Source organism: Nigerium sp. (assembly GCF_039811905.1).
Classification (GTDB): domain Bacteria; phylum Actinomycetota; class Actinomycetes; order Propionibacteriales; family Propionibacteriaceae; genus Propioniciclava.
This window is the reverse complement of record NZ_JBDHZL010000025.1, coordinates 17,862-31,396: the sequence shown is the minus strand read 5'-3', so window position 1 is coordinate 31,396 and position 13,535 is coordinate 17,862. Positions and strand designations below refer to the sequence as shown.

Sequence of the window (13,535 nt, the reverse complement as noted above, 5' to 3'; positions counted from 1 at the left end):
AACAAGCCAGTCCCGATCGAACCACCAATCGCGATCATCTGAATATGACGCCGCTTCAAACCCTTCTCATACCCAGCATCACCCCGATCCACAGCATGCACATTCTGCGGATCCGGGGCCGCCGGCACAGTCGAACTCATGGGCGTTCCTTCCGTTCGGCAGCCGCCCGGCGAAGAAAGCGATCGTGCGCCGGCTCGGTCGCGGTTTGTTGCGCATCATGATCCAGGAAGGTGGTACCAGTTCACCCGGTGGTCACCCCGTGGACACGTGGCGGTGCCCAGCCCTCGAACCGGCGTCCGCGTCCATGGTGCAATGACGCCCATGGCGGACCCCGAATCGATGCAGCAATACTTACGCGAAACGCTCGCGGTCGTCGCCGGACGCCCGGGCCGGACCCCGGGAGCCCCGGTCGGGCCGGGCGTCGAATTGGCGAGCACGTACATCCAGCCCGGCGACATCGACCCTGACCTGCCGGTCTACGGCCGCTACGGCAACGCGACCTGGGCGGCGCTCGAGGAGACGGTCGGCGGGCTCGAGGGCGCACCGGAGGGCGCGGTCGCGTTCGCGTCCGGCATGGCGGCCGGGGCCGCGCTGTTCGAGCTCGTGCCCCGCGGCGGCCACCTCGTGATCGGCGCGACGTCGTACAACACGATGCTCGCCCTCGCCGAGGAGCATCGAGCGCGCGGAGATCTGCGTGTGACCAGGGTGGACGCCGCCGACACCGACGGCGTCCGGGCGGCGCTTGCGGACGCCGACTGGCTGCACGTCGAGTCGCCGACGAACCCGCTCATCGAGGTCGCGGACCTGCCGGCGGTGTGCGCGGCCGCGCGGGAGGCGGGCGTCCGGGTGTCAGTGGACAACACGTTCGCGACGCCCCTGCTGCAGAACCCCCTGGACGCCGGCGCCGACGTCGTCATGCACTCGGCGACCAAGTACCTCGCCGGGCACTCGGACGTGCTGCTCGGCGTGCTCGTCACGCGGGACGCCGTCCTGCTCGACCGCCTGCGCACCCACCGGACGCTGACCGGCGCGATCCCGGGACCGTTCGAGACCTGGCTGGCGCTGCGCGGCGTCCGGACATTGGGCGTCCGGCTGGAGCGCGCCCAGCGGACGGCGTCCGCGCTGGCCGAGCGGTTGGCGTCCCACCCGGCGGTGACGCGGGTGCGGTATCCGGGGTTGCCCAGCGACCCCGGGCACGCCGTCGCCGCCAGCACGATGCGCGGGTTCGGCGCGATGCTCGCGATCGAACTTCAGGACGCCGCGGCCGCCGACGCGCTGACGCGCGCGGTGCGGCTGTGGGTGCCGGCGACGAGCCTCGGCGGGGTGGAGTCGCTGGTGGAGCGGAGGCGGCGGATCCCGTCGGAGCCGGAGACCGTCCCCGAGGCGCTGGTGCGGCTGTCGGTGGGCCTGGAAGACGTCGACGACCTCTGGGACGACCTGGTGCAGGCGCTCGGTCGGTGACGTTTCAGTGCGACGAAATCCGCGCTGGGGTGTGGATTCTGCCGCATAGAAACGCACACGGGGGGGCCGGGCTGACACGACCGCCCGCTCGAACACCGCCGCCGAGACCCAGCCGACTACTCCTTCCACCCCAGCTCACGGGCGACGGCGGCGAGGTTCTCGAAGAGGTGCGCGTTGTAGTCCACGCCGAGTTGGCTGGGGATCGCGAACAGCACGTAGTCGGCGGCGGTCACGGCCTCGTCGCCGCGCAGTTGGTCGGCGACGTCCTCGGGGGAGCCCACGAAGGTCGGCCCCGAGCGCGCGTTGTGGCCGTCGAGGAACCCGACCCCGTCGCCTCCGCCGGCCTCCCGCGCGAAGTACCGGCGGTCGTCGTCGTTCGTGATCGGGAACGCGCTCCGCGTCACCGCGGCCAGCCCCGGCCCGGTGTGCCCGGCGGCCGCGTAGGCGTCCTGGTAGCGCCGCACCTGATCGCCCTGCTGCACATGGAACGGACGCCCGTCGTCGGCCAGCAGCAAGGTCGAGCTGACGAGGTTGTACCCCGCGGTGCCCGCCCACACGCCGGTCGAGGGGCTGCCCGCACCCCACCAGATGCGGTCGCCGAGCCCGGGCGACAGCGGCCTGATCGGCAGATCGGGCGCTCCCCCGGACGCCGCCGCCCGGTGCGACCGCGCGACCGGCTGCCCGTCGATCGCGCGCCGGAACAGGTCGGCCCGCGCGCGGGTCACGCCCGCCCAGTCCTCACCCTCGGCGAGGCGGTAGCCGAACGCGGCCTGCCCGTCGGCCGCCGACTCGGGCGACCCGCGGCTCACGCCGAGCTGCAGCCGCTGCTCGCTGAGCAAGTCGGTCGCGGCCGCCTCCTCGGCGAGGTAGAGCGGGTTCTCATAGCGCAGGTCGACGACGCCGGTGCCGACGTCGAGCGTCGTCGTCCGGGCAGCCATCGCCGCCAGCAGCGGGAACGGCGCCGCGTGGTTCATGTCGAAGTGGTGCACGCGCAGCCAGGCCCCGTCCATGCCCGCGGACTCCGCCGCCTCCGCCATCGCCACGTGCTGCCGCAGCGAGTCGCCGGCGGTCGGCACGCGCGAGCCCGGGATGTCCAGGTAGTGCCCGAAGCTCAGGAAGCCGATCTTCTTCGCCATCACGTCACCTCTCACTCTTGTTCGTGATGTTACTATCAACACAAGAGTGCTTCGATTATTCCTGGGGGACGCCGTGGCCAACTGCACCGCGATCGAGGACGCCCTCGGCGTCCTCGGGCGGGCGTGGGCGGGCGCGGTGCTCAGCGCGATGCTCGGCGGGGCCGAGCGGTTCAGCGAAATCAAGCGGGCAGCACCCGGGGTCTCGGACGCCGTCCTCACCGCCCGGCTGCGCGAGCTCTGCGCGCGTGGCTTCGCCGTGCGGCACGTGGACGCCGGGCCGCCGGTGGGCGTCCGCTATGCGCTGACCGACCTGGGCCGCGACACGCGCCCGGTGCTGGAGGCGCTGGAGCGCTTCGGCCGCGAGCACGCCGACGAGTTGGGCGCACGCGGCGCTGGCCGGTGACCGGCTGATTCTGCCCACGTGACGGGCCTCGATCCGCCCGGCCGTGTGACGTTCCCCACACCAGAGTGTGGAGAATGTCAGCTAGAAACGCCCGCGGCGCGCCTCGTGCACCAGCAGGGCGGCCTGGACGCGGTTGGTCACGCCGAGCTTCTCGAAGATCCGCGCCAGGTGGGTCTTCACGGTCGGCAGGGCGAGGTAGAGCCGCTCGCCGATCTCGGCGTTGGTGAGCCCCTCGGCGACGAGCGCGGCGATCTCCGCCTCGCGCTCGCTCAGGGACGCCACCCGCCCGGCCGCGGGCGACGGGGCGGCGGGGGCGGCGTCCACGAGGTGCCGGAGCACTCCCGGCGTGAAGCTCATCGTGCCGGCCGCGGCCTGCCGGACGGCGTCCACGAGCTGGGGCGGCGGCGTGTGCTTGAGCAGGAACCCCGCGGCTCCGGCGCGCAGGGCGCCGACGACGAACTGGTCGGTGTCGAACGCCGTCAGGACGACGACGGCGGGGGCGTCCGGCAGGTCGCGCACGAGGCGCGTGGCCTCGACGCCGTCGCAGCGCGGCATGCGGACGTCCATGAGGACGACGTCCGGGCGCAGCTCCCTCGCCAGCCGCACCCCCTCCAGCCCGTCGGACGCCTCGCCGACGATCCGCAGCCCCGCGGCCCCGTCCAGGACGAGGCGCAGCCCGGCCCGGATGAGCGGCTCGTCGTCCACGAGCAGCACGGAGACGGTCGCCTCGGTCGCGCCCGTCAGGTCCGCCACGGCACCCACGCCCGCACCACGAACTCCCCTCCCTCGGCCTGAGCCCCGAACCTACCGCCCGCGAGCGCCAGCCGCTCGCGCAGCCCGACCAGCCCCACCCGCGAGCCCGGGGCGTCCGCGGGGGTGGCCGGCAGCGGGTTGCGCACCTCGACGGCGACGCCGACGCCGTCCTCGACGGCGAGCGCCACCCGCAGCGGGGCGCCCGGAGCATGCTTGAGCGCGTTGGTGAGCGACTCCTGCACCACGCGATACACATGCGCGGACGCCGCCGGCGGCGGCTCGGCGGGGGCGCGGGATTCCAGCCCGGACGCCGGTTCGGCCGACCCACCGGACGCCGGCTCGGCCGACCCCTCGGATCCCCCACCGGACGCCGAGGTCACCGTCCACTCCACCGCGACCCCGGCCTCCCGGACGTCGGCGATCAGCCCCTCGATCTCCGCCAGCCGGGGCGCCGGCCGGGCATCGCCGCCGTCGTCGCGGAGCACGGCCAGCACGGCCCGCAGCTCGTCGGACGCCTCCTGCACCCCCTGCCGGATGACGCCCGCGGCGTCCCGGACCTGCTCGGGCGTGAGGTCGTCCCGGTACTCCAGCGCGCCGGCGTGCAAGGCGACGAGCGCGAGCCGGTGCGAGACGGTGTCGTGCATCTCGCGGGCGATGCGGTTGCGCTCGGCCTGCCGGGCCTGCAACTCGCGGGTCTCCTGGCCGCGGCGGGCCTCCTCGGCCTCCTGCCGCGCGGACCGCAGCAGTTCGCGGCGCGTGCCGCGATACAGCCCCCACAAGGTCAGCAGCACCGCGAGCACGACGACCGCGAGCGCCAGCTCCCACCACGACACCCCGCCGCCCGACGAGGGGGTGATGGCCTCCGCCACCACGAACGCGGCCAGCAGGACGCCGACCGCCGCGGCGATCCAGCGCCAGCGGCGGCGTCCGGCGAGGGAGGCGACGGCGATCAGGCCGGGCGCCGTCGCCATGCCCGACACCGCGAGGAAAGCGATCAGGAGCAGCCCCGCCGGCAGGGCGCGTCGCTCGCGCTCGGCGTCGACCGCCCAGGTCGGCGGGCCGGCGTCCCGGTAGAGCACGCGCGGCAGGAGCACCAGCGCGACGATGCCCAAAGCGAGGTCCACGAGCATCCGGCCGCCGACCGCCCAGGCGGGCCACGGCAGGGCCGCGAGCGTGCCGAACGAGACGAGCAGGGCGAGGGGGCTCGTCACGATCAGGGTGACCATCAGGGCGACCGTGCCCCGGGGCGCGCGCCCGCGACCGGGCCTGACGAGGGCTGATGGCGGAGACGAGGGCATGCGGACACCGTAGGCGTCCGGACGTCGACGCGGTGTCGTCCGAAGGTATGAAGACGCATCGTCCGGATGTCGCCGAGCGCGAGCCTCTCGTCCGATACCGGCGCGCGGGGCGTCCGGGAAGGATGCTGGTCATGACGAACCACACGCTCCCCACCGTCCCGACGATCCCGAGCGGGCCGGCGCCGGCGCCGGTCGCCGCCCCCGGTCCCCTGCCCTACCACCTGCTGGCCCGCGGGTCGGCGAACAACCGCTGGTGGCGTCCGCTCACCACCCTCGCGGTGGCGGCGGTGACCTACGTGGGTCTCGCGCTGCTGCTGGTGATCGGCGCGATGGCCGTGGCCGTCGCGAACCCGGGGTTCGCCGACCAGCTCACCCAGCAGGCCGCCGAGTGGGACCAGGGCAACCCGGCCATCGCCGCCCTCGAACTGCTCGCCATCGCGCTGCTGCTGCCGGCGATCGTCGTCGGCGTCCGGGTGGGCGGCGGGCGTCCGGCGGGCTTCCTGTCGTCCGTCGCCGGACGCCTCCGCTGGGACCTGCTCGGCAGGAACTCCCTCGTCGCGCTGGCGATCATGCTGGCGGGCAGCGCGATCTCGCTCGTCATGGCCGCGGTCAGCGGGACGCCGATCGTCCCCCGCTGGGACGCCGCGTCTCTCGGCCTGCTGGCCTGCGCGCTGCTGCTGGTCCCGTTCCAGGCGGCCGCCGAGGAGTACGCGTTCCGCGCGTTGCCGATGCAGCTTCTCGGGACGTGGCTGCGTAGCCCGTGGTGGGGCATCCTCGTCCCGCTGCCGTTCTTCGTGATCGGCCATCAGTACGACGCGGTGGGCCTGGCGAACGTCGCGCTGTTCGCGGTGGCGGCCGGCGTCCTGACGTGGCGGACCGGCGGCCTCGAGGCCGCGATCGCCCTGCACGTGGTCAACAACGCGCTCGGCTACGGCTTCTCCGCCTTCGGCCTGTCGGACCCCAACGCCACCGTCATCCCCGTCGCCGACGCCCTCGTCAGCGGCCTCGCGATCGTGGCCTACACGGCCATCGTGCTCTGGCGGACGTCGCCCCGGGACGCCGCGTCGGCATCCGCGCAGATCACCGGCTAGCCTCGGCAGGGTGCGAATCGCGACCTGGAATGTGAACTCGGCGAAGCCGCGCGTCGCGCGGCTTTTGCCATGGCTGGACGAGCGGCGGCCCGACGTCGTGTGCCTGCAGGAGACGAAGCTCACGCAGGACGCCTTCGGTGCGCTGCTCGGCGACGAGCTCGCCGGGCGCGGGTACGACGTCGCGGCGCACGGCCAGGGCCAGTGGAACGGCGTCGCGCTGCTGTCGCGGGTCGGGCTCGACGACGTCGAGCGCGGGTTCGCCGGGCAGCCCGACTGGTCGGGCAAGGCGGAGGCGCGGGCGATCAGCGCGACGTGCGGAGGCGTCCGGGTGCACTCGCTGTACGTGCCGAACGGGCGCGAGGTCACCTCCGAGCACTACCGCTACAAGCTCGAATGGCTCTCGGCGCTGCGGGAGGCGGTGCTCGCCGACGGGGTGGAGGGCGACGCCCAGGTCGCCCTGTGCGGCGACTTCAACATCGCCCCCGCGGACGCCGACGTGTTCGATCCCGCCGCCTACGCCGGGCACACGCACGTCACGCGTCCCGAGCGGGCGGCCCTCGCGGCGATCGAGGGGCTGGGGCTCGCGGACGTCGTCCGGGAGCGCTGGCCCGACGAGAGCGTCTACTCCTACTGGGACTATCGGGCCGGCATGTTCCACCAGAACCTCGGGATGCGCATTGACCTCGTGCTCGGCTCGGCGCCGGTGGCGGGGCGCGTCGCGGCCGCCTGGGTCGATCGGGCCGCCCGCAAGGGGAAACTCCCGAGCGACCACGCGCCGGTGATCGTCGACCTCGACGACGCCCCCGACGGCGACATCGGCCCGATGGTTCCGCCGCCGTCGGCGCGGGCTCCCCGCCGAGGCGTCCGGCTGCCGCAGGGGTCGCGCTAGGGCCGCGTCATGCGCTACGTCTTCGCCTACGGCTCGCTCCTGAACCCGACTCGCTCGCGGCGACCCTGCCGCAGCTCACACCCGAGCGCTGCCTGCCCGCGACGTGCGCGGGGCTGCGGCGGGTGTACGGGGTCGCGTTCCCCAACGACGGCAGCCAGGACGACAAGGCGTACACGGACGCCGCGGGCGTCCGGCCGCCCGTGGTGCTGTTCTGGGATGTGGTGGCGGACGCGGAGGCGTCCGTCGCGGGGGTGTGCGTGCCGGTCACGGACGCCGAGCTCGCCGCCCTGCGGCGGCGCGAGTTGCGCTACGACCTGCGCGAGGTGGCGGCCATCGGTGCGGGCGGGGTTCGGCTGCGGGCGGCGACGTTCGTGGGCAAACCGCGGTTCACCAGGGCGGACGAGGTGGCGCGCGGGGTGGTGTCGGCGTCCTATGAGCGGACCGTGCAGGCGGGCGTCCGGTTCTGGGACGCGCGCGTCCCCGGCTTCGCCGACGCCGTCCAGGCCGGCACGACGCCGCCCGACCCGGCGTGCGTCCGGGAGCTGACGCGGACGGACGCAACCGGGGATCCGGGCCGAGGAGGGGACGCGGACCCGGCAGACCCGTCGGCGACGACGGGCCTCGAGGTGGGCGGGCGTCCGCGGGCGCGTCACCCGGACGTCACCGGGGCCGCCTATCCTGCACAGGCATGTGGCTCACCATCGGCGGCTTGCTGAACCTTCGCGACCTCGGGGGCACCCCCACGGCCGACGGCCGCGCGGTGCGTCCGGGGCGGCTGTGGCGCTCGGAGAACCAGACCGGGCTCGCGGCGTCCGATCTGCGCGCGCTCGTGGACGCGGGTCTCACCGACGTGATCGACCTGCGCACCGACTACGAGGTGGACGGCTCGCCGTCCCCGTTGGAGGGCTACGACGGCGTCCGGTACCACCATCACTCGTTCTTCCGCGAGGCGGAGGACGACGACGCCGACATCCTCGACCGCGCCCTGCCGTGGGTGGGCTACCAGCCGGAGGCGCTCACCGGCAACGCGACGGCCGACTCGTATCTTGCGTTCCTGGCGGACCGGCCCGACTCCGTGCTCGGCGCGCTGCGCGCCATCGCGGACGCCCCCGGTGCGGCCCTCGCCGCGTGTGCGTTTCTACCTGACGTTCTCCACACTCTGGTGTGGAGAACGTCAGGTAGAAACGCCCCGAGGGACGCCCACCCACCGCATAGGTTGGCTGCATGACTCCCCAACTGGACGGACCCTGGCAGCGCGCGTCCGCAGGCGCGGGCCTCCTGGGCGCCGACGGGCGCCCCGCCGATACGATCTTCGCCGAGATGAGCGCGCTCGCGGCGTCCACGGGGGCGATCAACCTGGGGCAGGGTTTCCCTGACACCGACGGCCCGGCCGAGGTGCTCGAGGCCGCGCGGCAGGCCATCGCCGACGGCGTCAACCAGTACCCGCCCGGACGCGGCATGCCCGTCCTCCGCGAGGCCATCGCCGCTCACCAGGCGCGGTTCTGGGGGCTGCACCCGGACCCGGCCACCGAGATCCTGGTGACGGCGGGCGCCACCGAGGCGCTGGCGGCCACGCTGCTGGCGCTCGTGAAGCCGGGCGACGAGGTGCTGACGGTCGAACCCTTCTACGACGCCTACGCGGCGGTCATCGGGCTGGCCGGCGGCGTCCACACGACGGTCGAACTCGACCTGACGCCGGAGGGTTTCGTGCTCGATCCGGGGCGCCTCGCGGACGCCATCACCCCCCGGACCAGGGCGATCGTCGTCAACAACCCCCACAACCCGACCGGCTACCAGTGGACGCGCGAAGCCCTCGAGGCCCTCGTCGCGGCGGCCGAGCGCGCGGACGCCGTCCTCGTGACCGACGAGGTGTACGAGCACCTGTGCTTCGATGCGCCGCACATCCCGTTGGCGACGATCCCGGGCGCAGCCGAGCGGACCGTCTCCATCTCGTCCGGCGGCAAGACCTTCTCCACGACCGGCTGGAAGATCGGCTGGCTCACCGCCCCGGCCCCCCTCGTGGACGCCGTCGTCGCGGTCAAGCAGTGGCTCACGTTCGTAAACGGGGCGCCGTTTCAGCCGGCGATCGCGGTGGGGCTCGGGCTGCCGGACGCCGTCTTCGATCGCATCCGCGACGACCTGATGATGCGGCGCGACCAGCTCGGGGCCGCCCTGTCGGACGCCGGCTTCGTCGTTCACCGGCCGTCGGCCGGGTACTTCACCGTCGCCGATCCCGCGGGACTCGGCCTGACGGACGCCGCGTCCGTCTGCCGGACGCTCGCCCACGAGGTAGGCGTCGTGGGCATCCCGGTGAGTGCGTTCTGCAAGCCGCGGCTGGCGCGCGAGTGGGGTGGGCTGATCCGGTTCGCGCAGTGCAAACGTGAGGACGTCCTCACCGAGGCGTGTGAGCGACTCGAACGCTGGGCCCGGAAGAGTTGAGGGGTGCTGTCGCACGGCCGCCTGGACGCCGTCGCTGACCCTGACCTCACCTCACCTCACCTCACAGACCCAATCCTCACCTCACAGACCCAATCCTCACCTCGCAGACCATTCCCCCACCTCGCAGACTGGAACCCACCTCGCGCGTGCTGTGGCACGCGCAAGGTCGGGAAACGTCGTCGAGGTGGGGCGACGTCTGCGAGGTGGCCCCAGCGAGAGGCGTCCGAGGGGACGCTCCACCCCCTCGCCTCACTCGCCATCAAAGTTAGGTTAGGCAACCTCACCATCGTGAGTCCCTGTCGAGCCCACCTCCAGCCCAGCCACAGCCTCGACCACCCGGACGCCCGCCGCGTCCGCAGCATTCTCGTCGCGAGCAGCCATTGCGAGATCGGCCCGCCCGACCGCCGCCGCCTGCTGGGCCGCTACATCATGACGCAGGACGGCGGGCTCCTCCTGCCCGCCCTCAGCGTCGCCGGCCCGTGGATGGCCCAGGTCCTGCGGGGCCACCCCTCCCCGCCGCTCCCGCTGTGGGCCGCCGACGTCGCCCACGTCCCCCAGCCCCACCGCGTGCGCGGCGGCGTCCGAATGACTGGACGCCTCGCCCTCCTCGAGCAACCCCTCGGCGAGCACCTCTACGACGACCTCGAGATCCCACCGGGCGAGCCCGTCGTGGCCTACGTCCCGCTGGAGGCGCGCCTTGAGATCTCGGACGCCCCCGGCGCAGCTCCGCGCGTCTGCGAGGTCCCCATCGACGCCTACCGCGCCACCGCCCCCGACCCGCTCGCCGGCTGGGAGAGCGACTGGCTCGCACACCTGGCCCGCCACGACGACGAGCCGCTGCGCCGGATCGTCACCCCGCGACACCACCTCGCGCCGGACGACCTCCTTCGCCCCCTCCGCGCCGACGCCGACGGGCTCACCTTCCGCCTCTACACCGCCGGAAGCTCCCGAGACGTCCACATCCCGTTCCGCAAGCCTGTCCACTGCGGCTGCGAGGCGATCGGGGCGCTCGCCGACCTGGTCGAGGCATCCGGCAGCTAGACCCAGGGGCTACTCCGTCGTCTCCGTCGACCCCACCGCTCCCGCTGGGAACGCCCGCGCGCCCAGCAGTCGCTGCAGGTTCGCATCGGCCGCCCGGGCCACGACGTCCGGCAACCCCTCCTGTGCGAAACACACCATGGCGTCGTAGTCGACCTCCGACTCGTGCTGGGTGTGCGGCCAGTCCGATCCCCAGAGGAGACGCTCGCCTCCGGTGCGTTCGATCACGTCGTCCAGCAGCATGCGGGCCGCGCCCTCGTCGGGCCACCGGTACGGCCCCGACACCTTGAACCACGTCCGCTCCGCCCCCGCCAGCGGCCCCAGATCCCCGGCCGCCCGCGGACGCCCCAGGTGGTCGATCACCAAGTCAGCGGGCCAATCGAGCAGGGATCTCGTGTTCGTGGTCCTCTGACCCACCGACGGACGCCGCGCCCGGACCCCTGCCGGGGGATCCGGGCGCAACCGCGTCCCGGGACCGACGAACAGGGCACAATCGTGCGCGGAATCGTGAATCGTTTCGTCCGTCGCGGGAGACCCTTTGATGAACGTCCGGCATGACGACCCCGGCTGGGCCGCGCGCACGGCGTCCGCGCTGCGCTACGGCGCGCTCGTGGCGGCGGCCGGCGTCCTCGCCGGGCTGGGCGCCGCGGGCCTCACCTGGGTGCTGCACACCGTGGAGGATTTCGTCTACGGCAAGGGCGAAGAGCACGGACAGGTGCTGACCGACGGCGTCCCCGTCTGGCGCGGCAGCGTCGGCGTCGCCGCCGTCGCCATCGCCCTGGCCGTCGCCTGGTGGCTGCTCCGCGGCCGGGCGGCGCCCCTGGTCGGCGTGAAGGGCATGGCGAAGGGCAAGCGGCCGCCGCTGTGGCCGACGATCGCGAACGCCATCCTGCAGATGGTCGGCGTCGGCGCGGGCCTCCCGGTCGGGCGCGAGGTCGCGCCGCGGGAGCTCGGCGCTCTCGCCGGCAGCCGGCTCACCGAGCGGGCCGGCCTCGACGAGGACGACCGGCGCGTCCTCATCGCCGCCGCCGCCGGCGCCGGGCTGGCGGCCGTCTACCAGGTGCCCCTCGGCGGGGCCGTCTTCGCCATGGAGCTCATGATCGGGCGCATCTCGATGCGGATCGCCGCGACGTGTCTGGGGGCGTCCAGCATCGCGGTGCTCGTCTCGCGGATCTACATCACGCCCGTCAACCAGTACGCCGCCGCGATGCCCGACGGCGCCGACTGGACGATCCTCGCCTGGGCCCTCGTCGCCGGGGCCGTGCTGGGCCCCTTCGGCGGCTGGTTCGGCGACCTGGCCGACCACGTGAAGTCCCACTCGCAGCGCGGCAACCTGACGCTGATCACCCTGCCGCTGGCCGGCCTCGGGGTGGCGGTGCTCGCCTGGTTCGACCCGCTCGTGCTCGGCAACGGACGCGGCGCCGCCCAAGCCGGCTTCCTCGGCCTGGGCCTCGCGGCCGCCACGCTGACGCTCGTCGGCAAGTGCCTGGCGACCTTCCTGACGCTGCGCGCGGGCGCGGTCGGCGGGACGCTGGCCCCGGCCATCGCCGCCGGCTCGTGCGCCGGCATCGTCGTCGGACGCCTCGCCGAGCTCGTGCTGCCCGGCGTCGACGTGCCCGTGACCGCGCTCGCCCTATTCGGGGCGGCCGCCGTGCTGGGGACGTCGCTGCGCGGCCCGGCCACCGGGATGCTGTTGATGGCGGGCCTCACCGACCAGACCCACGACGTCTACGCGGCCCTGGCGCTCGCGGTCGCGGCGTCGTACGCGACGGCGTCCCTGCGGCCGGGCCTGCCCGGCATCAAGCGCGGCTGACCGGCGACCCGGCCGGGGCGCCCGGCTGAGTCAGCGCGCCAACCCTGGCAGCAGCGCCGCCAGCCCGGCGACCACCATGGAGACGGCGATGCCGGCGAGGATCATGCCCATGAGGCGGGTCATGATCGTCCGGAGGGTCTGGCCCAGGTGGTGGCCGATCGCGGGCGCGAACCACAGCACGACGAAGAGCACGGCGATCGTCGCGAGCGCGGCCGCCGAGACGGCGACGTAGCCCGCCACGCTGTCGACGTGCCCCGTGAAGACGATGATCGTCGTGATCGTGCCCGGCCCGACCAGCATCGGGAACGTCAGCGGGTAGAACGCGACGTCGCCCTGGCCGGCCTGCGCCTCCTGATGCTTGCGCTCGTCGGCGCTGCCGGAGTGGGCGGCGCTGCCGCCGTTGAGCATCCCGAGCGCGATCATGAGCAGCACGATGCCGCCCGCGACCCGGAAGTCGTTGACGCTCACCCCGAAGAACGTGAGCACGGCGCTGCCGGACGCGATGATGACCGCCGTCATGAGCACGCTGAACAGGGCGACCCGGACGGCGGTCGTCCGCTGGCGGCGGAGGTCGTAGCCGGTGGTCAGCGCGAGGAACATCGGCAGCGCCACGAACGGGTTCATGATCGCGAACAGGCCGCCGAATGCCTGGACGAACAACGTCGGGTTCATGCGACCACTCCTACCGCACATCCCGCGGACCTGCCAGCGGGACAGTTCGTCGGCATCCGGCACTAGGCTGACGGCGCGCTGCATTCTCAGGAGCGTTGCCCACGAGAAGGAGAAACACATGGTCAACCCGGCAAAAGCCCTCGGACGCCTGCTGCTCGGCTCGCTGTTCGTGACCAGCGGCCTGAACCAGTTGAAGGACCCGACGTACGGCGCCGCCAAGACCGACGAGCTGAAGGAGCGCTACGGGCTCGCCGGCCTGCCCGAGTCGTCCGCGCTGGTGAAGGCGAACGGCGCCGCGATGATCGCCGGCGGGGTGACCCTCGCCCTCGGCATCAAGCCGCGGACGTCGGCGGCCGTCTTGGCCGCGCTGCTCCAGCCGACGACCCTCGCCGGGCACGCCTTCTGGACGATCGACGATCCCCAGCGCGCCTTCGCCGAGCGGAACAACTTCTTCGCCAACCTCGCCGTCACCGGCGGGCTGCTGATCGCGGCGGCGGACTCGAAGAAAAAGTAGTCCGGACGCCGCCGCGCGGGCGGCGTCC

15 protein-coding genes are annotated in these 13,535 nt (G+C 73.5%); 10 read left to right on the top strand and 5 right to left on the bottom strand.

All coding sequences use genetic code 11. The annotated features are described in order from the left end of the window. Positions 1–321: 321 nt before the first annotated feature. Entirely contained in the window at positions 322–1,461 is a 1,140-nt protein-coding gene (locus tag WMJ97_RS06765) for a PLP-dependent transferase (protein ID WP_347348218.1), read from the top strand. A 116-nt stretch (positions 1,462–1,577) separates the two neighbouring features. Here the strand turns inward: WMJ97_RS06765 and WMJ97_RS06760 are convergent, their stop codons facing one another. Continuing rightward, complete coding sequence (locus WMJ97_RS06760; protein ID WP_347348217.1) at positions 1,578–2,597, bottom strand: LLM class flavin-dependent oxidoreductase; 1,020 nt, start codon at positions 2,595–2,597, stop codon at positions 1,578–1,580. 46 nt (positions 2,598–2,643) lie between these two features. Between WMJ97_RS06760 and WMJ97_RS06755 the strand changes: the two genes are divergently transcribed. Further along, a complete protein-coding gene (locus WMJ97_RS06755) occupies positions 2,644–3,000 on the top strand; it encodes a helix-turn-helix domain-containing protein (RefSeq protein ID WP_347348216.1) in 357 nt (118 codons plus the stop codon). Between the two features lie 81 nt (positions 3,001–3,081). Here WMJ97_RS06755 and WMJ97_RS06750 read toward each other — a convergent pair whose 3' ends face one another. Together WMJ97_RS06750 and WMJ97_RS06745 are read right to left on the bottom strand one after the other, a co-directional pair. Further along, a complete protein-coding gene (locus WMJ97_RS06750) occupies positions 3,082–3,762 on the bottom strand; it encodes a response regulator transcription factor (protein ID WP_347348215.1) in 681 nt (226 codons plus the stop codon). After that, positions 3,741–4,979, bottom strand: coding sequence for a histidine kinase (locus WMJ97_RS06745; RefSeq protein WP_347348214.1), 1,239 nt, complete (start codon positions 4,977–4,979; stop codon positions 3,741–3,743). The genes WMJ97_RS06750 and WMJ97_RS06745 overlap by 22 nt, the downstream gene beginning before the upstream one ends. Before the next feature lie 203 nt (positions 4,980–5,182). On the opposite strand from WMJ97_RS06745, the gene WMJ97_RS06740 reads away from it, so the two are divergent. The 6 genes from WMJ97_RS06740 (at position 5,183) to WMJ97_RS06715 (ending at position 10,511) form a co-directional block, all read left to right on the top strand. After that, positions 5,183–6,142: a CPBP family intramembrane glutamic endopeptidase gene (locus tag WMJ97_RS06740; protein WP_347348213.1), complete on the top strand. Its 960-nt coding sequence runs from the start codon at positions 5,183–5,185 to the stop codon at positions 6,140–6,142. Between the two features lie 10 nt (positions 6,143–6,152). Further along, the gene (locus tag WMJ97_RS06735) at positions 6,153–7,031 is read left to right on the top strand and encodes an exodeoxyribonuclease III (protein ID WP_347348212.1); all 879 of its coding nucleotides are present in this window, start codon (positions 6,153–6,155) and stop codon (positions 7,029–7,031) included. A 122-nt stretch (positions 7,032–7,153) separates the two neighbouring features. Further along, positions 7,154–7,747, top strand: coding sequence for a hypothetical protein (locus tag WMJ97_RS06730; RefSeq protein WP_347348211.1), 594 nt, complete (start codon positions 7,154–7,156; stop codon positions 7,745–7,747). Further along, a complete protein-coding gene (locus WMJ97_RS06725; RefSeq protein ID WP_347348210.1) occupies positions 7,720–8,259 on the top strand; it encodes a tyrosine-protein phosphatase in 540 nt (179 codons plus the stop codon). The genes WMJ97_RS06730 and WMJ97_RS06725 overlap by 28 nt, the downstream gene beginning before the upstream one ends. Beyond that, on the top strand, positions 8,256–9,470 hold the full coding sequence (locus tag WMJ97_RS06720) for an aminotransferase class I/II-fold pyridoxal phosphate-dependent enzyme (RefSeq protein WP_347348209.1): 1,215 nt from the start codon (positions 8,256–8,258) through the stop codon (positions 9,468–9,470). Before WMJ97_RS06725 ends, WMJ97_RS06720 begins: the two co-directional genes overlap by 4 nt. A gap of 288 nt (positions 9,471–9,758) precedes the next feature. Next, positions 9,759–10,511 (top strand): hypothetical protein, encoded by a 753-nt coding sequence (locus tag WMJ97_RS06715; RefSeq protein ID WP_347348208.1) that lies wholly within the window; start codon positions 9,759–9,761, stop codon positions 10,509–10,511. Between the two features lie 9 nt (positions 10,512–10,520). Here the strand turns inward: WMJ97_RS06715 and WMJ97_RS06710 are convergent, their stop codons facing one another. Next, positions 10,521–10,925 carry an amidohydrolase family protein gene (locus WMJ97_RS06710; protein ID WP_347348207.1) on the bottom strand — a complete coding sequence of 135 codons (405 nt, stop codon included), beginning with the start codon at positions 10,923–10,925 and terminating at the stop codon, positions 10,521–10,523. A gap of 124 nt (positions 10,926–11,049) precedes the next feature. Between WMJ97_RS06710 and WMJ97_RS06705 the strand changes: the two genes are divergently transcribed. Further along, on the top strand, positions 11,050–12,321 hold the full coding sequence (locus tag WMJ97_RS06705) for a chloride channel protein (RefSeq protein WP_347348206.1): 1,272 nt from the start codon (positions 11,050–11,052) through the stop codon (positions 12,319–12,321). A gap of 30 nt (positions 12,322–12,351) precedes the next feature. Here the strand turns inward: WMJ97_RS06705 and WMJ97_RS06700 are convergent, their stop codons facing one another. Next, entirely contained in the window at positions 12,352–12,993 is a 642-nt protein-coding gene (locus WMJ97_RS06700; RefSeq protein WP_347348205.1) for a MarC family protein, read from the bottom strand. 118 nt (positions 12,994–13,111) lie between these two features. On the opposite strand from WMJ97_RS06700, the gene WMJ97_RS06695 reads away from it, so the two are divergent. After that, positions 13,112–13,507, top strand: coding sequence for a DoxX family protein (locus WMJ97_RS06695; RefSeq protein ID WP_347348204.1), 396 nt, complete (start codon positions 13,112–13,114; stop codon positions 13,505–13,507). The last annotated feature ends 28 nt before the right edge of the window (positions 13,508–13,535 follow it).

Bases quoted from the DNA above. Each gene is read 5' to 3' on its own strand.
- WMJ97_RS06765 (WP_347348218.1), top strand. From the start codon at position 322: ATGGCGGACCCCGAATCGATGCAGCAATACTTACGCGAAACGCTCGCG.
- WMJ97_RS06760 (WP_347348217.1), bottom strand. From the start codon at position 2,597: ATGGCGAAGAAGATCGGCTTCCTGAGCTTCGGGCACTACCTGGACATC.
- WMJ97_RS06745 (WP_347348214.1), bottom strand. From the start codon at position 4,979: ATGGTCACCCTGATCGTGACGAGCCCCCTCGCCCTGCTCGTCTCGTTC.
- WMJ97_RS06740 (WP_347348213.1), top strand. From the start codon at position 5,183: ATGACGAACCACACGCTCCCCACCGTCCCGACGATCCCGAGCGGGCCG.
- WMJ97_RS06725 (WP_347348210.1), top strand. From the start codon at position 7,720: ATGTGGCTCACCATCGGCGGCTTGCTGAACCTTCGCGACCTCGGGGGC.
- WMJ97_RS06720 (WP_347348209.1), top strand. From the start codon at position 8,256: ATGACTCCCCAACTGGACGGACCCTGGCAGCGCGCGTCCGCAGGCGCG.
- WMJ97_RS06705 (WP_347348206.1), top strand. From the start codon at position 11,050: ATGAACGTCCGGCATGACGACCCCGGCTGGGCCGCGCGCACGGCGTCC.
- WMJ97_RS06700 (WP_347348205.1), bottom strand. From the start codon at position 12,993: ATGAACCCGACGTTGTTCGTCCAGGCATTCGGCGGCCTGTTCGCGATC.
- WMJ97_RS06695 (WP_347348204.1), top strand. From the start codon at position 13,112: ATGGTCAACCCGGCAAAAGCCCTCGGACGCCTGCTGCTCGGCTCGCTG.